This window comes from Cellulomonas sp. NPDC055163, assembly GCF_053607065.1.
The window spans coordinates 216865-235741 of record NZ_JBSGSU010000005.1; the positions used below are offsets into that span (position 1 = coordinate 216865).

16 protein-coding genes are annotated in these 18877 nt (G+C 75.5%); 6 read left to right on the forward strand and 10 right to left on the reverse strand.

The window, feature by feature from the left end:
- The first annotated feature begins 15 nt into the window (after positions 1-15).
- The 4 genes from ACWFNE_RS11530 (at position 16) to ACWFNE_RS11545 (ending at position 5447) form a co-directional block, all read left to right on the forward strand.
- Complete coding sequence (locus ACWFNE_RS11530) at positions 16-900, forward strand: cation diffusion facilitator family transporter (RefSeq protein WP_452122552.1); 885 nt, start codon at positions 16-18, stop codon at positions 898-900.
- Between the two features lie 123 nt (positions 901-1023).
- Positions 1024-1635: a TetR/AcrR family transcriptional regulator gene (locus ACWFNE_RS11535; protein WP_452122553.1), complete on the forward strand. Its 612-nt coding sequence runs from the start codon at positions 1024-1026 to the stop codon at positions 1633-1635.
- A gap of 135 nt (positions 1636-1770) precedes the next feature.
- Positions 1771-3012, forward strand: a complete 1242-nt coding sequence (locus ACWFNE_RS11540) for an alpha-amylase family protein (protein ID WP_452122554.1) — start codon at positions 1771-1773, stop codon at positions 3010-3012.
- 134 nt (positions 3013-3146) lie between these two features.
- Entirely contained in the window at positions 3147-5447 is a 2301-nt protein-coding gene (locus ACWFNE_RS11545) for an exo-beta-d-1,3/1,6-glucosidase (protein WP_452122555.1), read from the forward strand.
- Between the two features lie 64 nt (positions 5448-5511).
- Here ACWFNE_RS11545 and ACWFNE_RS11550 read toward each other — a convergent pair whose 3' ends face one another.
- The 7 genes from ACWFNE_RS11550 to ACWFNE_RS11580 form a co-directional block, all read right to left on the reverse strand.
- Positions 5512-6180, reverse strand: a complete 669-nt coding sequence (locus ACWFNE_RS11550; protein WP_452122556.1) for a LutC/YkgG family protein — start codon at positions 6178-6180, stop codon at positions 5512-5514.
- On the reverse strand, positions 6177-7784 hold the full coding sequence (locus ACWFNE_RS11555; RefSeq protein WP_452122750.1) for a lactate utilization protein B: 1608 nt from the start codon (positions 7782-7784) through the stop codon (positions 6177-6179). Before ACWFNE_RS11555 ends, ACWFNE_RS11550 begins: the two co-directional genes overlap by 4 nt.
- Positions 7785-7798: 14 nt before the next feature.
- Entirely contained in the window at positions 7799-8596 is a 798-nt protein-coding gene (locus tag ACWFNE_RS11560; RefSeq protein WP_452122557.1) for a (Fe-S)-binding protein, read from the reverse strand.
- A 47-nt stretch (positions 8597-8643) separates the two neighbouring features.
- Positions 8644-10146 (reverse strand): rhamnulokinase, encoded by a 1503-nt coding sequence (locus tag ACWFNE_RS11565; RefSeq protein WP_452122558.1) that lies wholly within the window; start codon positions 10144-10146, stop codon positions 8644-8646.
- 4 nt (positions 10147-10150) lie between these two features.
- Positions 10151-12205, reverse strand: coding sequence for a bifunctional aldolase/short-chain dehydrogenase (locus ACWFNE_RS11570; RefSeq protein WP_452122559.1), 2055 nt, complete (start codon positions 12203-12205; stop codon positions 10151-10153).
- Positions 12206-12407: 202 nt separating this feature from the next.
- On the reverse strand, positions 12408-13619 hold the full coding sequence (gene rhaI, locus ACWFNE_RS11575) for an L-rhamnose isomerase (protein WP_452122560.1): 1212 nt from the start codon (positions 13617-13619) through the stop codon (positions 12408-12410).
- 83 nt (positions 13620-13702) lie between these two features.
- The gene (locus tag ACWFNE_RS11580) at positions 13703-14734 is read right to left on the reverse strand and encodes a LacI family DNA-binding transcriptional regulator (RefSeq protein WP_452122561.1); all 1032 of its coding nucleotides are present in this window, start codon (positions 14732-14734) and stop codon (positions 13703-13705) included.
- A 239-nt stretch (positions 14735-14973) separates the two neighbouring features.
- Between ACWFNE_RS11580 and ACWFNE_RS11585 the strand changes: the two genes are divergently transcribed.
- Together ACWFNE_RS11585 and ACWFNE_RS11590 are read left to right on the forward strand one after the other, a co-directional pair.
- The gene (locus tag ACWFNE_RS11585; RefSeq protein ID WP_452122562.1) at positions 14974-15384 is read left to right on the forward strand and encodes a PPOX class F420-dependent oxidoreductase; all 411 of its coding nucleotides are present in this window, start codon (positions 14974-14976) and stop codon (positions 15382-15384) included.
- A 122-nt stretch (positions 15385-15506) separates the two neighbouring features.
- On the forward strand, positions 15507-15980 hold the full coding sequence (locus tag ACWFNE_RS11590) for a pyridoxamine 5'-phosphate oxidase family protein (protein ID WP_452122563.1): 474 nt from the start codon (positions 15507-15509) through the stop codon (positions 15978-15980).
- A 102-nt stretch (positions 15981-16082) separates the two neighbouring features.
- On the opposite strand, the gene ACWFNE_RS11595 is transcribed toward ACWFNE_RS11590, so the two are convergent.
- From ACWFNE_RS11595 to ACWFNE_RS11605, 3 genes are read right to left on the reverse strand one after another with little or no spacing between them, the layout of a single operon-like run.
- Complete coding sequence (locus tag ACWFNE_RS11595) at positions 16083-17270, reverse strand: acetyl-CoA C-acetyltransferase (RefSeq protein WP_452122564.1); 1188 nt, start codon at positions 17268-17270, stop codon at positions 16083-16085.
- Positions 17267-17935: a 3-oxoacid CoA-transferase subunit B gene (locus ACWFNE_RS11600; RefSeq protein ID WP_452122565.1), complete on the reverse strand. Its 669-nt coding sequence runs from the start codon at positions 17933-17935 to the stop codon at positions 17267-17269. The genes ACWFNE_RS11595 and ACWFNE_RS11600 overlap by 4 nt, the downstream gene beginning before the upstream one ends.
- A complete protein-coding gene (locus tag ACWFNE_RS11605; RefSeq protein ID WP_452122566.1) occupies positions 17932-18720 on the reverse strand; it encodes a CoA transferase subunit A in 789 nt (262 codons plus the stop codon). The genes ACWFNE_RS11600 and ACWFNE_RS11605 overlap by 4 nt, the downstream gene beginning before the upstream one ends.
- Positions 18721-18877 lie beyond the last annotated feature (157 nt).

Below are 18877 nucleotides of genomic sequence, written 5' to 3' on the forward strand. Positions count from 1 at the left end.
CACCACCACGGGACCGTGACCGGGCAGCACCGCACGCGCCTGACCGTCGTGCTGGTCCTCACGCTGGCCGTGGTCGGGGTCCAGGTCGTGGGCGGGCTGCTGTCGGGGTCGCTGGCGCTGCTCGCGGACGCCGGGCACATGCTCACCGACGCGACCGGGGTCGCCGTCGCACTCATCGCGAGCACCCTGGCGGCCCGCCCGGCCACGAACGCCCGCACCTTCGGCCTGCTCCGCGCCGAGATCCTGGCGGCGCTGGCCAACGCGCTGCTGCTCGGCGGGCTGGCGCTCTGGGTCATCGTGGAGGCCCTCGGGCGCTGGTCGGACCCGCCGGAGGTCGCGACCGGTCTGATGCTCGGCGTCGCGCTCGTCGGCGCGGGCGCCAACCTGGTGAGCCTGCTCGTCCTGCGCGGCGGGAGGCACGAGAGCCTCAACGTGCGCGGCGCCTACCTCGAGGTCCTCGGCGACCTCGTGGGGTCGGCCGCCGTCGTCGTGGCCGGCGTCGTCATCGCCCTCACGGGGTACACCCGCGCCGACGTGATCGCGTCCCTGGCGATCGGGCTGTTCATCGTCCCGCGCGCGTGGTCGCTGCTGCGCGAGGTCGTCGACGTGCTGCTCGAGGCGACCCCCCGAGGGCTCGACCTCGACCAGGTCCGCGACCACATCCGGGCCGTCCCCGGCGTGGTCGACGTGCACGACCTGCACGCCTGGACGATCACGAGCGGCGTCCCCGCCCTGTCCGCGCACGTCGTGGTCGACGCGGAGTGCATCGACCGGCGTCGCCCGGGCGACGTCCTCGACGCGCTGGACGCGTGCCTCGGCGAGCACTTCTCGATGGAGCACTGCACGTTCCAGCTCGAACCGGTCGGCCACCGCCCGCACGAGGGCGCCCACCACGACTAGCCGCACCCGGCGATGGGCCGGCCGCACTCCGGCGGCAGGCGACGAGCGGCGAGCGGCGAGCGGCGACGCACCGGCGAGCCGCCCGGGCCGGGTGCCCACGGGCCCGTGACTAGGGTGTGCCGCATGGCACGGACAGACCGGGTCCCTCGGCGGCGCCTCGACCCCGACGCCCGGCGCGAGGCGATCCTGGCGGCGGCCGCCGAGGCGTTCGCGCGCGAGCCGTACCGCGACGTGACCCTCGCCTCGGTCGCCCGGCTCGCGGGCGCGTCGGAGGCGCTGCTCTACCGCTACTTCGCCGGCAAGGACCAGCTGTACACGACCGTCGTCGGGCTCACGCTCGAGGACCTGCTGGACGCGCAGGCGGCCGCCCTCGCGGGCCTGCCGGAGGGGGTCCCGGTCCGCGACCGGGTCGTGGTCGCGACGACGGTGCACCTCGAGCACGTCGCGCACCACCCCCAGGCGTGGGCGCTGCCGCTCACCGGCGTCGCGAGCGAGCCGGCAGCGACCGTCGAGGTGCGGACCCGTGCGCGCGAGGAGTACGTCCGGCGGCTGCGCGACCTGCTCTCCCCCAGCTCGACGGCGCGGCACGAGTACGCGCTGTGGGGGTTCGTCGGCTTCCTCGAGGCCGCGTGCGTGCGGTGGGTCCGCGAGGGCTGCCCGGACGAGGGTCGCCAGCCCGTGCTGGAGGCGTCCGTCGGTGCGCTCGAGGGGGCGCTCGGGGACTGGGGGGCCTGACGCCCGCCCGCGGCGGTGAGGCCCGTCGACGACCTCGACGCGGCGCGGGAGCAGGGCGGTCGGCGCCTTGCGGGTCGCCGCTGGGGACCGGTACCGTCGCGGAGTTAGTGAACTCGACTCAGTAGCGGAGGTCGCATGGACCGGTCCGAGCACGGCACGTGGTGGCACGTGTACCCGCTGGGCTTCACGGGCGCGCCGGTCCGCACGGCGCACGACGCGCGGCCCCGGCTGGCCCGGCTGGCCGGGTGGCTCGACTACGCGGTCGAGCTCGGCGTCTCCGGCCTCCTGCTCGGCCCCGTGTTCAGCTCCGAGAGCCACGGGTACGACAGCGTCGACCAGTACCGCATCGACCCGCGCCTGGGTGACCTCGCCGACTTCGACGCGCTCGTCGCCGCCTGCCACGAACGCGGCCTGCGCGTCGTGCTCGACGGGGTGTTCAACCACGTCGGCGCCGGGCACCCCTGGGTGCGGCGCGCGCTCGCCGAGGGACCGGAGGGCGAGCTCGCCGGCTTCTTCCGCATCGACTGGTCGGACCCCCTCGCGCCCCGCGCCGCGGACTTCGAGGGCCACGCGTCCCTCGTGGAGCTCGACCACGACGCCCCCGCGGTCGTCGACTACGTCGCGGACGTCATGACGACCTGGCTCGACCGCGGCGCGGACGGCTGGCGGCTCGACGCCGCGTACGCGGTCCCCCCGCAGTTCTGGGCGCGGGTCCTGCCGCGCGTGCGCGCCGCGCACCCGGACGCCTGGATCCTCGGGGAGGTCATCCACGGCGACTACGCGGCGTTCGCCGCCGCCTCGGGGATCGACTCGATCACGCAGTACGAGCTGTGGAAGGCGATCTGGAGCAGCCTCGTCGACCGCAACTTCTTCGAGCTCGACTGGGCGCTGACGCGCCACCTGCAGCTCTCGGAGGGTCAGCTGCCCGCGACGTTCGTCGGCAACCACGACGTCACGCGCATCGCGACGACGGTCGGCCCGGAGGGCGCGGTGCTCGCGCTCGTCGTGCTCATGACCGTCTCCGGCGTGCCGACCGTCTACTACGGCGACGAGCAGGCGTTCACGGGCACCAAGGAGGAGCGGCTCGGTGGTGACGACGCGGTGCGCCCGGCGATGCCGGGTTCGCCGGCGGAGCTGCCGCCCGAGGGCGCGTGGATGTTCCGGGTCCACCAGCAGCTCCTCGCGATCCGGCGCCAGCACGCGTGGCTCGTGGACGCGAGGACCACCGCGACCGAGGTGACGAACACGCGCTACGCCTACACGGCCCGCGCGCTCGCGGGGCCGGGCGAGCTCCGGGTCGAGCTCGACGTCACGGACGGCCACCACGCCGTCGTCCGGGACGCCTCGGGCGCGACGCTCTTCGCCTACGACGCCTGACCTGCCGCGCAGCGGCACACTGGGAGCATCGACCGGACGGCGCGGGGAAAAGGCTTCACTTACCAACAAGTAAGTAATAAAGTCGGCCCGCGCCGCCCGGCGGCGACATACCCGTGCCGAACGAAGGAGCTGCCGTGACCGGCGACCCGTACCAGGACCCGCAGCTCCCCGTCGAGCAGCGGGTCAAGGACCTGCTCGAGCGCATGACCGTGCCCGAGAAGGTCGGGCAGATGCTCCAGCTCGACGCCCAGGCCGACGTCGGTCCGCTCGTCGAGGACCTGCACGCGGGCTCGATCCTGCACGCGGCGCCCGAGCAGGTGCTGCGCGCGCACGAGCTCACCGACGGCACGCGCCTGCGCATCCCGCTGCTCGTGGCCGAGGACTGCATCCACGGCCACTCGTTCTGGCGCGGCGCGACGATCTTCCCCACGCAGCTCGCGATGGCGGCGTCCTGGGACCCGGCGCTCGTCGAGCGGGTCGCGCGGGTCACCGCCGTCGAGGTCGCCGCGACCGGCATCCACTGGACGTTCTCCCCGGTCCTCTGCATCGCGCGCGACCTGCGCTGGGGCCGGGTCGACGAGACGTTCGGCGAGGACCCGCTGCTGATCGGCGAGCTCGCCTCCGCGATGGTCCGCGGGTACCAGGGCGACGGGCTCGACGACCCCACCGCGATCCTCGCCACCGCCAAGCACTTCGCGGGGTACTCCGAGACGCAGGGCGGGCGGGACGCGTCCGAGGCGGACATCTCCCGGCGCAAGCTCCGCTCGTGGTTCCTCCCGCCGTTCGAGCGCGTCGCCCGCGAGGGCTGCCGGACGTTCATGCTGGGCTACCAGACCATGGACGGCGTCCCCATCACGGTCAACGACTGGCTCCTGAGCGAGGTCCTGCGCGAGGAGTGGGGCTACACCGGGACGCTCGTCACCGACTGGGACAACGTCGGGCGGATGGTCTGGGAGCAGAAGGTCCAGCCCGACCACGCGCACGCGGCCGCCGCGGCGGTCCGTGCCGGCAACGACATGATCATGACCACCCCCCAGTTCTTCGAGGGTGCGCAAGAGGCGATCGAGCTCGGTCTGATCGCCGAGCACGACCTCGACGCCGCCGTCGGGCGCATCCTCACCCTCAAGTTCGAGCTCGGGCTCTTCGAGGACCCCCGCCGGCCCGACCGCGCCCGCATCGCGGACGTCGTGGGCGCCGACGAGCACGCCGCCCTCAACCTCGAGGTGACGCGCCGCTCGCTCGTCCTGCTGCGCAACGACGGCGTGCTCCCGCTCGCGGGCGGCCACACCCCGGGGACCCCGGCGGACGCGTCGGCACGGGCCGTCGTCGACGGGCCGCGGCGCACCGTGGCCGTCGTCGGTCCGCTCGCCGACGACGCGCAGACCCAGCTCGGCGACTGGGCCGGGTCGTCCGGCCAGGCCGACTGGCTCCGCGACGGGCAGCCGCGCGAGATGATCACGACCGTCCTCGACGGCCTGCGCGCGCACGTGCCCGACGGCTGGACGGTCACGCACGCACCCGGCGCCCAGATCCTCGACATCACGCCCGACCCCGAGGGCCCGTTCTTCCCCGACGGGCAGCCGCGCCCGCCGCTCGTCGCCCCGGCGACGCCGGACGAGCAGCTCCTCGCCGACGCCGTCGCGCGGGCCCACGAGGCCGACTACGTCGTCGCGGTGGTCGGCGACCGCGTCGAGCTCGTCGGCGAGGGCCGCTCGACGGCGACGCTCGAGCTCGTCGGGAGCCAGGTCGCGCTCCTCGACGCGCTCGCCGCGACCGGGACCCCGCTCGTCGTCGTCCTCCTTGCCTCCAAGCCCCTCGTCCTGCCCGAGTCCGCGCTGGGTGCCGCGGCGCTCGTGTGGGTCGCCAACCCCGGGATGCAGGGCGGGCGCGCGGTCGCCGAGCTGCTGCTCGGCGTCGTCGAGCCGTCGGGCCGGCTCCCGATCTCGTTCGCGCGGCACGTCGGCCAGCAGCCGACGTACTACAACCAGATCCGCGGGCAGCACGGGACCCGCTACGCCGACCTCACGCAGCGCCCCGCGTTCGTCTTCGGCGAGGGCCTCTCGTACAGCACCGTCGAGTACGCGGGCCTGCGGCTCGACGCCGAGCAGGTCACCGCGTCGGACGTCCTGCGCGGCGAGGTCACGGTGCGCAACACGGGCTCCCGGCCGGTGCGCGAGACCGTCCAGGTCTACGTGAGCGACACCGTGACGTCCGCGTCGTGGGCCGACCGCGAGCTCAAGGCGTTCACGCAGGTCGAGCTCGCGCCCGGCGAGGCGCGGGCCGTCAAGCTCGAGCTCCCGGTGCGGGAGTGCACGATCGTCGACGCGCACGGCCGCCGGGTCGTCGAGCCCGGCGCGTTCGAGCTGCTCGTCGGCCCCTCGTCGCGCTCGGAGGACCTCCTGCGCGCGTCGTTCACCGTGGGCGCGGGCGACTGAGCCGTCAGGCGACCGGTCACCCCGACAGGGCGGGCGGCCCTCTCTCGTCGGGTCGCCCCGGGGGTCAGGGCCCGACGAGGACGACGCGCAGGTCGCGGGGGCCGTGCACGCCCTCGACGCGCACCAGCTCGATGTCGCTCGTCGCGCTCGGCCCGCTGATCCAGGTCAGGGGACGCTCGGGGTGCGCCTCGAGCAGGCGGACCGCCTCGGGGACCGACCCGACGACCTGGTCGGACCGCACGACGCACACGTGCCGGTCCGGGACCAGCGTCAGCACCCGACGGCCCTGCCCCGGGCCGGCGTCGAGCACGATCGTGCCGGTGTCGGCGACCGCGACCCGGCAGCCCGTGACGACCGCGTCGGTGCCGTCGAGCTCGGCCGCGGCGAGCGGGCCACCCGGCAGGTCGCGGCGGACCGTGACCCCGGTGGCGTGCAGCGCGTCCACCCACGCCTCGGGCAGCCCCGGCGGGACGGCCACGGACGCCGCACCCGCGAGCTCGCGCGCGACGGTCGCCGCGACCTCGTCGGGCCGGCACCGGGTGACCCGGGCGCGGTAGTCGAGGAGCCGGTGCTCGAGCAGGTCGCACGCAGCGACGGACCCCGACGCGGTGCCGGTCTCCACCCGGTAGGCACGCGGCACCGCGCCGGCGGTGACGTCGCCCGTCGGCCGGGTCCCCGGGTCACGGCCGAGCGCCGCGCGCACCGCCGCGAGGACCTCGTCGCGCGCGCTCACGGCAGGCCCCGTCCGTCCGCACCGTGCGGTTCCCCACCCGGCCGGAGATCCCGGGCTGCGCCCGGATCCCGGGTCGTGCCGGCGACCCGGGCGGTACCGCCATCCCGAGCACCGCGCGTGTCCCGGGCACCCCGCGCGTTCGCGTGGGCATGCGCGTCCCGGGCTGCACGGAACGACCGCACCGGCAGCGCCGGCAGGTCACGGCTCGCGGTCCACAGCGACCCCGGCCACGGGAGCCGGCGCACGCGGCGCCCGCCGAGCAACCGGCCCGCGAGCGCGGCGCCCCGCAGCGCCCAGCGGAACCGGTGGCCCGAGGACAGCACCGTCGCCGCCGCCGCCATCGCGGCACCCGCAGCGGTCGGGCGGCGCGGCCCGCCGTCGTGCAGCGCGCGGTCGCGCAGGTGCACGAGCGCCGTCGGGATGTCGATCTTGACCGGGCACGCGTCGTAGCACGCGCCGCACAGGGTGCTCGCGAACGGCAGCGACGCGGTCGCGGGGTCGGCGTGGTCGAGGTCCAGGAGCTGCGGGGTCAGGATGGCGCCGATCGGCCCCGGGTAGACCGAGCCGTACGCGTGCCCGCCGGTCCGCTCGTACACGGGGCAGACGTTGAGGCACGCCGAGCAGCGGATGCAGTGCAGCGCCTGGCGTCCCACGTCGTCCGCGAGCGCTCGGGTGCGGCCGTTGTCGAGCAGCACGAGGTGGAAGTCCTGGGGGCCGTCGCCCGGGGTCACGCCGGTCCACGTCGTCGTGTAGGGGTTCATGCGCTCGCCCGTGGACGAGCGCGGCAGCAGCTGCAGGAACACCTCGAGGTCCCGGAACGCCGGCAGGACCTTCTCGATGCCCATGACGGTGACGAGCGTCCGCGGCAGCGTCAGGCACATGCGGCCGTTGCCCTCGGACTCGACGACCGCGACGGTTCCGGTCTCCGCGATCGCGAGGTTCGCGCCGCTGATCGCGACGTCGGCCCGCAGGAACAGCGCGCGCAGGTGCTCGCGGGCAGCCATCGCGAGCGCGGCCGGCTCGTTCGTGAGCCCACCCGGGGCGCCGGGCATCCGGGTCCGGAAGACGTCGCGGATCTCGTCGCGGTTACGGTGGATCGCGGGCACGAGGATGTGCGAGGGCCGGTCCCCCGCGAGCTGCACGATGAGCTCGGCGAGGTCGGTCTCGTGCGCGGCGATCCCCTCGGCCTCGAGGTGCTCGTTGAGGCCGATCTCCTGCGTCACCATCGACTTGACCTTGACGACCTCGCGGGCGCCCGCCGCGCGCACCACGTCGGTGACGATCCGGTTGGCCTCGGCGGCGTCGCGTGCCCAGTGCACCGTGCCGCCCCGCGCGGTGACGGCGGCCTCGAGCTGCTCGAGGAGCTCGGGAAGCCGGTCCATCGCGTCGGCCTTGATCGCGGCGCCCGCGTCGCGCAGGGCCTCCCAGTCGGGCAGCTCCGCGGTGACCGCGAGGCGCTTGTCCCGGATCGTGCGGGTCGCGCGCCGCAGGTTGGTGCGCAGCTGTGCGTCGTCGAGCGTCCCGCGGGCCGCCTGGGGGAACGTCGGGCCCCACCGCAGGGGGTCGAGCGGCTCGGCGGCGGGCTTCGGCGGGACGGCGGGCATGCCGAGGTAGGTGCTCACGGGGCGCTCCGGGCGGTCGTGCGCCGCGTGCCCGGCGCGTGCCACGGGTCCTCGCGCGTCGACGCCAGGATCTCGGCGAGGTGGACCGCGCGGGTCCCCGCGCCACGCCGCGAGAGCGCGCCGTCGATGTTCATGAGGCACGACCAGTCCCCGGCGGTCACGACGTCGGCGCCCGAGGCGAGCACGGCGTCGGCCTTGTCGGCGACCATCGCCCCCGACGTGGCGGAGTTCTTCAGCGCGAACGTCCCGCCGAACCCGCAGCACTGGTCGGCGTCGGGCAGGTCGACGAGCCGGAGCCCGTCGACGTGCCCCAGGAGCCGCGTGGGCCGGTCGCCGACCCGGAGCAGGCGCAGCGAGTGGCACGTGGGGTGGTAGGTCACCGTGTGCGGGAACCACGCGCCGACGTCGGTCACGCCGAGCACGTCCACGAGCAGCTCGGACAGCTCGTACGTGCGCGCGGCGACCCGCTCGGCCGCGACGGCGAGCCGCTCGTCGCCCGCCTGCCGCGCGACGCGGGCCTGCTGGTGCCGCGTCGACCCGACGCAGGAGCCCGAGGGCGCGACCACCGCGTCCCACGCGCCCTCGACGACCGGCCAGAACGCCCGCACGTGGTTGCGCACGACCGGCGCCGCCTGGGCGGGGTAGCCGGAGTTCACGTGCATCTGCCCGCAGCACGCCTGGCCGGGCGGGACGACGACCTCGTGGCCCAGGCGCTCGAGCAGGCGGACGGTCGCGGCGGCGGCGTGCGGGAACAGGCCGTCGACGAGGCACGTCGTGAACAGGGCGATACGCATGCGGTGCCCCTTCCCGTGGTCGCGGCGTCCCCCGACGCCTGCCTCCATCATCTCCTCGGTGCCCCGGATCGGAGGCTCTCCTCGGCGCGCTCCCAGGCGGCGCGGTCCCCGGAGGGCTCGTAGCGGCGCACGTCCGTCGAGGCGCGGACGACCGCGCGCATCGCCGCAAGATCGTCGCCGACGTCACCGTGGGCTGCGGCCTGCACGAGGAGGTTGCCGGTCGCGGTCCCCTCGGCGGGCCCGGCCTCGACGGGGAGCCCGGTCGCGTCCGCGGTGAGGCGGCACAGGAGCGCGTTGCGCGAGCCGCCGCCGACGAGGTGCACCACGGCGACGTCGCGGCCCGCGAGCTCGGCGGCCTGCCGGACCGCGCGGGCGTGGGCGAGCGCGAGCGAGTCGAGGAGCACCCGCACGAGCTCGGCGGGCTCCCCCGGCACCGGCTGCCCCGTGGCGCGGGCGAGGCCGGCGATGCGAGCGGGGACGTCGGTGGGCGCGGCGAGCACCGGGTCGTCGACGTCGACGACGCAGCGCAGCCCGGGCACGGCCGCGGCCTGCCGGAGCAGCGGCTCGAGGTCCTGCGGGCGACCCTGCCCGGCCCACGTCGCCAACGCCTGCTCGAGGAGCCACAGGCCGGTCACGTTGCGCAGGTAGCGGACGGTCCCGTGCACGCCGAGCTCGTTGGTGAAGTTCGCGGCGCGGCTCGCCTCCGTGAGGACGGGTGCGTCGAGCTCGAGGCCGACGAGGGACCAGGTGCCCGACGAGATCCAGGCGGCGTCCCGGCGCGCGACCGGGACCGCGGCGACCGCCGACGCGGTGTCGTGCGAGCCGACCGCGACGACCGTGGCACCGGCGACGCCGAGCGCGGCGCCCACCTCGGGCCGCACCGCGCCGATCACGGTGCCCGGCGCCACGAGCCGCGGGAGGAGCGCGCCGACGTCCACCCCCGCGACCGCCGAGGCCGCGCCCGCAACCTCCGCGCTCCACGCCCGGGTCGTGACGTCGAGCAGCCCGGTCGTCGAGGCGTTCGTCAGCTCCGCGACCTGCTCGCCCGTGAGCCAGTACGCGAGCAGGTCGGGGACGAGGAGCGCTCGCCGGGCGGCGGCGAGCTGCGCGGTGCCGGTGGCGGCGACGAGCTGGAACACCGTGTTGAACGGCTGGACCTGGACGCCGGTGAGCGCGTGGTGGCGCTCGGCGGCGATCCGCTCGAACAGCCGCGCGGGCGCACCCGCGGTCCGCGCGTCGCGGTAGTGCACCGGGTTGCCGAGCAGCGCACCGTCGGCGTCGAGCAGCCCGTGGTCGACCGCCCAGCCGTCGATCCCGACCGACGTCACCGGGCCGAACCGCCGGGCCGCCGCGGCCAGGCCGTCCTGGACCCCCGCCCAGAGCCGCAGCAGGTCCCAGTGCAGGGTCGCCCGCCCGCCGGGTCCGGGCGCGCCGACCGGCACGTTGGCGAACCGCGCGGTCTCCTCGGTCAGGAGCCGGCCGGCCTCGACCCGGCCCGCGATGACCCGCCCGCTCGTGGCGCCGAGGTCGACGGCGACGTAGGTCCGCACGGGCTCAGCGCAGGAACGCGGCGGCGACGCCGGAGTCGACGGGCACGTGCAGCCCGGTCGTCTGCACGAGGTCCGGGCCGGTCAGCGCGAACACCGCCGCGGCGACGTGCTCCGGCAGCACCTCCTTCTTCAGGATCGTGCGCTGCGCGTAGTACTCGCCCAGGTCCTCCTCGGGCACCCCGTACGTCGCGGCACGCTGCGCGCCCCAGCCGCCGGCGAAGATCCCGGACCCCCGCACCACGCCGTCCGGGTTCACGCCGTTGACCCGGATGCCGTGCGCCCCGAGCTCGGCGGCGAGCAGCCGGACCTGGTGCGCCTGGTCGGCCTTGGTCGCCGAGTAGGCGATGTTGTTCGGCCCGGCGAACAGCGAGTTCTTCGACGCGACGTACACGATGTCGCCCCCCATCCCCTGCGCGACCATCGCCCGTGCGGCCTCCCGCGAGACGAGGAACGACCCCCGGGCCATGACGTCGTGCTGCACGTCCCAGTCGCGCGCCGTGGTCTCGAGCAGCGGCTTGGAGATCGACAGCCCGGCGTTGTTGACGACGAGGTCGATCCCGCCGAACGCGAGCGCCGCGGCGTCGACCACCGCGCGCACGTCGTCCTCCGACGTGACGTCCGCCCGCACGGCGACCGCGACGTCGGGTCCACCGAGGGACGCGGCGACCTCCTCGGCCCCGTCGAGGTTCAGGTCGGCGACGACGACGCACGCACCCTCGGCGGCGAGCCGCTCGGCGATCGCGCGCCCGATGCCCGAGCCGGCGCCGGTCACGAGCGCGACGCGGGTCGCGAGCGGCTTCGGGGCGGGCATCCGCTGGAGCTTGGCCTCCTCGAGCGCCCAGTACTCGATCCGGAACTTCTCCGCCTCGTCGATCGGGGCGTAGGTGCTGATCGCCTCGGCGCCGCGCATGACGTTGATCGCGTTGACGTAGAACTCCCCCGCGACCCGCGCGGTCTGCTTGTCCTTGCCGTAGGAGAACATCCCGACGCCGGGGACGAGCACGATCGCGGGGTCCGCGCCGCGCATGGGCGGGCTGTCGGGCGTCGCGTGGCGCGCGTAGTACGCGGCGTACTCCGCGCGGTAGGCCGCGTGCAGCTCCCGCAGCCGGGCCACGACGTCCTCGAGGGGCGCGTCCGGCGGCAGGTCGACCACGAGCGGGGTGACCTTGGTGCGCAGGAAGTGGTCCGGGCAGGACGTGCCCAGCGCCGCGAGCGCCAGCAACCGGTCCCGGGACAGGAAGTCGAGGACGACGGCGGAGTCCGTGAGGTGGCCGACCTGCGGGCGGTCGGTGCTCGCGAGTCCCCGCACCACCGGGGCCAGCGCCGCCGCACGGGCGCGCCGCTCGGCCTCGGGCAGCGCCTCCCGCCCCGGCACCACGGGGCCGAACGCGTGCCGGCCCTCGTCAGCGAGGCGGCGCTCACGCTCCGCGACGAACCCCTCGGCCGCGGCGATGATCTCGAGCGAGCGCGCCTCGGCCTCGTCGGACGTGCTGCCCCACGCGGTGATGCCGTGACCCCCGAGGACGCACCCGATCGCCTCGGGGTTCGCCGCCGCGATCGCCGCGATGTCGAGCCCGAGCTGGAACCCGGGCCTGCGCCACGGCACCCAGGCCACCCGGTCGCCGAAGAGCTCGCGGGTCAGCGCCTCGCCGTCCGCCGCCGTCGCGAGCGCGATCCCGGCGTCGGGGTGCAGGTGGTCCACGTGCGCGGCGTCGAGCAGCCCGTGCATCGCGGTGTCGATCGACGGCGCCGCACCGCCCTTGCCGTGCAGGCAGTAGTCGAGCGCCGCGACCATCTCGTCCTCGTGCTCGACCCCCGGGTAGACGCCCGCGAGCGCGCGCAGCCGGTCGAGTCGCAGCACGGCCAGGTTCTGCTCGGTGAGCGTCCCGAGGTCGCCGCCCGAGCCCTTGACCCAGAGCAGCGTGACGTCCTCGCCGGTCACGGGGTCGGTCGCGGTGCCCTTCGCGGAGGTGTTGCCGCCCGCGTAGTTGGTCGTGCGCGGGTCGGCGCCGAGGCGGTTCGACCGGGCGATGAGGTCGGCCGCAGGGGTGCGCGTCATCCGACGTGTCCTCTCGTCTGGGGTGCGGGCGGGGTCGCCCCGGTTCGGTGCCCGTGCGTGCGGGCCTTGCTGTGCGTGGGGGCTTTGCTGTGCGTGCGGGCCTGGCGGTGCGTGCGGGCCTTGTCGTGCGTGGTGCCCTGCGGTGCGTGCGGGGCGCGCCGTGCGCCGGCGGAGCACCGTGCGCGGGCGCGTCGTCGGGCGCTCAGGCACCCCACCCGGCCTGCGTGCCGCCGACGCGCTCGTCGGCGACCCGCGCGAGGTAGCCGCTCGCGAGGAACGCCGCCATGGGGTCGGCGGGCAGCCCGCGCTCCTCGCGCCACGCGGCGAGCGCCGGCCGGACGTCGGTGTAGAACGCGTCCATGAACACCTGGTGGGCGCCGAGCACGTCGTTCGACCGCTGCTTGGCGGCGAGCGCGTCGCGGTCGAGCAGCAGCGCCCGGGCGGTCATCTCCTGGACGTTCAGCACCGAACGGATCTGGCCCGGGACCTTGTCCTCGACGTTGTGGCACTGGTCGAGCATGAGCGCGACGTCCGAGCCGGGGCCGAGCCCCCCGCCGCGGACGACCTCGACGAGGATCCGGAACAGCTGGAACGGGTCGGCCGCACCGACGATGAGGTCGTCGTCGGCGTAGAAGCGCGAGTTGAAGTCGAACGACCCGAGCCGCCCGAGCCGCAGGAGCTGCGCGACGATGAACTCGATGTTCGTGCCGGGCGCGTGGTGACCGGTGTCCAGGCACACCACCGCGCGCTCGCCCAGCGCCGTGACCTGGGCGTACGCGGTGCCCCAGTCCGGGACGTCGGTGTGGTAGAAGGCCGGCTCGAAGAACTTGTACTCGAGCACGAGCCGCTGGTTGTCGCCGACCTGCGCGTAGATCGCGGCGAGCGACTCGGCGAGGGCGTCCTGCCGCGCACGGATGTCGTCCTGGCCGGGGTAGTTGGTACCGTCGGCGAGCCAGATCTTGAGGTCCTGGGACCCGGTGTGCGCCATGACCTCGAGGCAGTCGAGGTGGTGCTCGACGGCCGCGCGGCGGACCGCGGCGTCCCGCGACGCGAGCGAGCCGAACTTGAACCGCTCGTCCTGGAACGTGTTCGAGTTGATCGTGCCGAGCCGGATCCCCAGGTCGTCGGCGTGCCGGCGCAGCGCCGCCCAGTCCTCGACGGCGTCCCACGGGATGTGCAGCGCCACCGTGGGGGCGAGCCCGGTGAACCGGTGGACCTGCGCGGCGTCGGCGAGCTTCTCCTGCACCGTGCGCGGGGTGCCCGGCGACGGCCAGACCCGGAACCGCGTGCCGGAGTTGCCGAACGCCCACGAGGGCAGCTCGATCGCGAGGTCGTCGAGCGCGGCGGGGAGCGTGCCGGGCCGGTGGTCCGCGGCGGCGCCGGGGCCGCGGTCGGGGGACGGAGCAGTCGTCACGGTGACCTCTCGGTTCGTCTTTGAATCGATTCATACCCTAACCGCGCGCTCCTGCGCCGGGCAAGACCCGCGGTCCGCGCTCGTCAGCCCCCGTGCGTGCTCGAGTCGCGCACCACGAGCTCGGGCTGGAAGACGACGTCCTGCTCGGCGGCCTCGTCGCCCTCCAGCAGGATCGCCGCGGCGCGGTACCCCATCTCGAGCGCCGGCTGGCGCACGGACGTGAGGGGCGACGCGAGCTCGCTCGAGATGTCGAGGTCGTCGTACCCGACCAGGGCGGTCGAGCGCAGCAGCGCCGTCCCGCCGAGCGCCCGCAGCGCCCGCTGCGCACCGATCGCCACGAGGTCGTTGACGCACAGGACCGCCTCGGGCGCCGCCCCGTCCCGCTCGGCGACGAGGCGGCGCATCGCCGCGTCGCCCCCGCGCGCGTCCATGCTCGCGACCGTGACCTCACGGACCACCTCGTCCGGGTCGAGGCCCGCCCGCTCGACCGCCTCCCGCACGCCGCGCTGCCGGTCGACGCACTGCCGGATCGAGTGCGGCCCGTTGAGCAGCACCAGGCGCTCGTGCCCGCGCCCCAGGAGGTGGGCGGCGGCGAGCGCGCCACCCGCCCGGTCGTCGACCGCGACCGAGGGGATGCCGGGGACGGACGACGGGTGGTCGAGCAGCACCACGCGGGTCCCGCGTGCGTGCACCGCCTCCACGGCACGCGTGCCCGCCGACCCCGGGACGACGAGCATCCCGAGCACGCCGTGCTCCTCGAACAGGCGCAGGTAGCGGCGCTCGCGCTCGGGGTCGTCGTCCGAGCTCGCGAGCATGAGCGTGTGGTCGTCGAGGCTCAGCCGGTCCTCGATGCCGCGCGCGACCTCGGTGAAGTACGGGTTGCGGATGTCGAGCACGAGCGCGCCCACGGTCGTCACGGTGCGCGACCGGAGCTGGCGCGCGACGCCGTTCGGCACGAAGCTCAGCGCGGCGATGGCGTCCTGGACCCGCGTACGGGTCTCCGGCTTGACGACGTCCGGGCGGTTGAGGACGTTCGAGACCGTGCCGACCGAGACGCCCGCCTCGCGCGCCACGTCCATCACGGACGCGCGCCGTCGTGACGTCGGGGCAGCCATGTCCGTCCTCTCCGGCGCGTGGGCGTGCGGGCCACCCGGCGCGCTGGGCGGCCGGGCGTGCGCCCAGCCTAGGTCCGGGGGCGGCGCGACCCGCGGACCCGCGTCCCACGACACGAGACGGCGCGGGACGGGGTGGGAGTGGGCCCGAGGCCGGCGCATGATGAGCCGTGCCGTCGTGCCCGACCGGCCCGGCGCCGCGAACCCGCTCCGACCCGACCCGACCCCGCCGGAGGATCCCCGTGCCCGTGCCCCCGCTGCCCGACGACGTCGCCGTGCTGCTCTCCCGCCCGAACCCGGCGGTCATGGCGACCGTCGCGTCCGACGGCCGCCCCGTGACCGTCGCGACGTGGTACCTCGTCGAGGACGACGGCACCGTGCTGCTCAACCTCGACGCCTCCCGGGCCCGACTGAACCACCTGCGCACCGACCCGCGCGTCTCGCTGACCGCGCTCGACGAGTCGGGCTGGTACACCCACGTGAGCGTGCAGGGCACGGTCGTCGCGATCGAGGAGGACGCCGACCTCGTCGACATCGACCGCCTCTCGACGCACTACACCGGCAACCCGTACCCCACGCGCGACCGCGCCCGCGTGAGCGTGCGGGTCCGGATCGACCGCTGGCACGGCTGGGGCGCCGCGAAGCAGGACTGAGCCCGCCGGGCGTCCGACGCCGGGCCGCCGCCACCGGACGCCCGCACCCCGCTCGACCGATGAGTTGCGGCCGACCGCCGGGTCTCCCCCATGACGAGATGCCCGACCCGGGAGGCAGGACCATGGCGGTCGACGACGGTGCGGACGGCGCGACGGTGGCGGACGAGGCGCGGCGCGTGGTGGCAGCAGCCACGTACCTGACGCTCGCCACGGCCGACGCCCGGGGACGGCCGTGGGCCACCCCGGTGTGGTTCGCCGAGCGTGACTGCGCCGAGTTCGTCTGGGTGTCGCGCCCCGGCGCCCGTCACTCCGTCAACGTCGCCGAGCAGCCCGCCGTGGCCGTCGTCGTGTTCGACTCGGCGGTCGCGGTGGGCGGCGCCGCGGCGGTGTACGTCGAGGCGGAGGCCGGCGAGGTCGGCCCGGACGACCGGGCCGCCGCGCTCGCCGTCTACAACCGGCGCACCGCCGAGCAGGGCCTGCGCACCTGGACCGCGCAGGACGTCACCGGGGCGGCGCAGTTCCGGCTGTACCGGGCCCGGGCGTCGCACGTCTACGTCCTCGACGAGCACGACGGGCGCGTCGAGGTCGGCGCATAGCCCTGCTCGGACGGGAGCGGGCGGCTCGACGCCGCGCACGGTGCGTCCCGCGCCTCGGCCCGGCCGTGCGCCGCGTCCCCGGTGCCCGTCCCCCGCGCCCGCCTACCGCCGCAGCAGCAGCAGCGCCTCGCCCTGCCCCCCGCCGCCGCACAGCGCGACGCCCGCGCGCCCGGACCCCCGCCGCGCGAGCTCGAGCGCCGCGTGCCCGGCGAGCCGTGCCCCGGACGCGCCGATGGGGTGGCCGAGGGCGATCGCCCCGCCGTGCACGTTGGTCCGCTCGTGCGGGTACCCGAGGTCGGCGAGCGAGCGCACGAGGACCGACGCGAACGCCTCGTTGATCTCGAGGAGGTCGAGGTCGGCGACGTCCCACCCGGCGCGCGCGAGCGCGGCGGTCAGGGCCGCGGACGGCTGGGAGTGCAGCGACGTGTCGGGCCCGGCGACCTGGCCGGAGGCACCGATCTCCGCGAGCCACGGCAGCCCGCGGGCCTCGGCGGCCTCACGGCTCATGACGACCACGGCCGCCGCCCCGTCCGTGAGCGGCGAGGCGTTCCCGGCGGTGATCGTGCCGTCGGCGGCGAACGCCGGGGCGAGCCGGGCGAGCGTCGCCGCGGTCGTGTCGGGGCGGATGCCCTCGTCGGCGGCGACCCGGACCGGGTCGCCACGGCGCTGCGGGACGTCGACGGGCACGATCTCCTCCGCGAGGACGCCGTCCTTCGCGGCGAGCGCGGCGCGGCGGTGGCTCTCCGCCGCGATCTCGTCCTGCTGCTCCCGGGTGATCCCGAGCCGGGCGTTGCCCCGCTCGGTCGAGGCACCCATCGACTCGTGGTCGAACGCGTCGGTGAGCCCGTCGTGCGCGAGCGAGTCGACCGCGCGCACGTCCCCGAAGGTCCAGCCGCGGCGCGAGCCGGGCAGCAGGTGCGGCGCCTGGCTCATCGACTCCTGGCCGCCGGCGACGACGACGTCGGCCTCGCCGAGCCGGATCGTCCGGGCGGCGTCGACGATCGCGCTCAGCCCGCTCAGGCACACCTTGTTGACCGTGGCCGCGGGGACCGACCACGGGATGCCGGCGCCGCGGGCCGCCTGGCGTGCGGGGTTCTGGCCGGCCCCCGCCTGCACGACCTGCCCCAGGAGCACCTGGTCGACGTCCTCGGGCGCGACCCGTGCGCGGTCGAGCGCTCCGCGGACCGCCACGGCCCCGAGCTCGGCGGCGCTGAGCGTCGCGAGCCCACCGCCCAGCCGTCCCATGGGCGTGCGCGCGAACGCGACGAGCACGACCTCCCGGCCGGTCATCGCAGGACCATCTCGGGGACGTCACCCTCGACCGCGAGCGGCACGTCGGTCGTCGCGTCGAGGACCTCCTGCACGCTCACGCCCGGTGCGCGCTCGCGCAGCACGAGCCCTCCCGGGGTCACGTCGATCACCGCGAGGTCCGTGATGACGCGGTCGACGACCGCGCGGCCCGTGAGCGGCAGCGTGCACGCGGGCACGAGCTTCGCCGAGCCGTCCCGGGCCGTGTGCTCCATGAGCACCACGATGCGCCGCGCTCCGTGCACGAGGTCCATGGCCCCTCCCATGCCCTTGACCATCTTCCCGGGGATCATCCAGTTGGCGATGTCCCCGTCGACCGACACCTGCATCGCACCGAGGATCGCGACGTCGACCTTGCCGCCGCGGATCATCGCGAAGCTCGTCGCGGAGTCGAAGAAGCTCGCGCCCGGCTCGACGGTGATCGTCTCCTTGCCGGCGTTGATGAGATCGGGGTCGACGCCGTCCTCCGCCGGGTACGCGCCGACGCCGAGGACGCCGTTCTCGGACTGCAGCACGAGCTCGACCCCACCCGGCACGTGGTTCGGCACGAGCGTCGGCAGACCGATGCCGAGGTTCGCGTACGTGCCGTCGACGAGCTCCTGGGCGGCGCGCTCCGCGAGCTGGTCCCGCGTGAGCCGCCCGGTCACGACGCACCGCCGGCGGGGACGGCGCGGACCGTGCGGCGCTCGATGCGCTTGTCGGCCACCTGCTCGGGCGTGAGCTCGACGACGCGGTCCACGAAGATCCCGGGCAGGTGCACCGCGTCGGGCTCGATCTCCCCCACGGGGACGAGGTGCTCGACCTCCGCGAGCGCGACCCGGCCGGCCGCAGCGGCGAGCGGGTTGAAGTTGCGGGCCGACGCGCGGAAGACGAGGTTCCCGGCGCGGTCGCCCTTCCAGGCCCGCACGAGCGAGAAGTCGGCGGTGATCGCCCGCTCCAGGACGTACTCGCGCTCGACCCCACGGACCGTGAACCGGTCGACCGGCTTGGGCGGCGACGCGACCGCCACGCCGCCGTCGGGGTCGTAGCGCCACGGCAGCCCGCCCTCGGCGACCTGCGTCCCGACGCCCGTCGCGGTGTAGAACGCGGGGATGCCGCTGCCGCCCGCGCGCAGGCGCTCCGCGAGCGTGCCCTGCGGCGTCAGCTCGACCTCGAGCTCGCCCGCGAGGAACTGGCGGGCGAACTCCTTGTTCTCTCCCACGTACGACGCGATGACGCGGCGCACCCGGTGCTGCTGGAGCAGCAGCCCCAGCCCCCAGTCGTCGACCCCGCAGTTGTTGCTCACGACCTCGAGGTCGTGCGTGCCGGCGTCCAGCAGCGCGCCGATGAGCACGCTCGGGATGCCGCAGAGCCCGAAGCCCCCGACCGCGAGCGTCGCGCCGTCGGGGATGTCGGCGACCGCCTCCTGGGCGGACCGGACGACCTTGTCCATGGGCGTGCCTCCTCGCACCACCACGTGCCAGCACGTGCACGGCAGCCTCGTGAGCGACGCGCGCACCTCTTCGGAGCACCGTAACCCCGCGCGTCGTACGCTGGCAGCACATCGGGCGATGGAGCCCAGACCTCACGAGGGCGCGGGCTCCGCCGAA

Coding starts and splice junctions, on each gene's coding strand:
- ACWFNE_RS11595 (WP_452122564.1), bottom strand. CDS start 17,270: ATGACCGGCCGGGAGGTCGTGCTCGTCGCGTTCGCGCGCACGCCCATG.
- ACWFNE_RS11580 (WP_452122561.1), bottom strand. CDS start 14,734: ATGGCTGCCCCGACGTCACGACGGCGCGCGTCCGTGATGGACGTGGCG.
- ACWFNE_RS11570 (WP_452122559.1), bottom strand. CDS start 12,205: ATGACGCGCACCCCTGCGGCCGACCTCATCGCCCGGTCGAACCGCCTC.
- ACWFNE_RS11605 (WP_452122566.1), bottom strand. CDS start 18,720: ATGGACAAGGTCGTCCGGTCCGCCCAGGAGGCGGTCGCCGACATCCCC.
- ACWFNE_RS11590 (WP_452122563.1), top strand. CDS start 15,507: ATGGCGGTCGACGACGGTGCGGACGGCGCGACGGTGGCGGACGAGGCG.
- ACWFNE_RS11540 (WP_452122554.1), top strand. CDS start 1,771: ATGGACCGGTCCGAGCACGGCACGTGGTGGCACGTGTACCCGCTGGGC.
- ACWFNE_RS11535 (WP_452122553.1), top strand. CDS start 1,024: ATGGCACGGACAGACCGGGTCCCTCGGCGGCGCCTCGACCCCGACGCC.
- ACWFNE_RS11555 (WP_452122750.1), bottom strand. CDS start 7,784: ATGCCCGCCGTCCCGCCGAAGCCCGCCGCCGAGCCGCTCGACCCCCTG.
- ACWFNE_RS11560 (WP_452122557.1), bottom strand. CDS start 8,596: ATGCGTATCGCCCTGTTCACGACGTGCCTCGTCGACGGCCTGTTCCCG.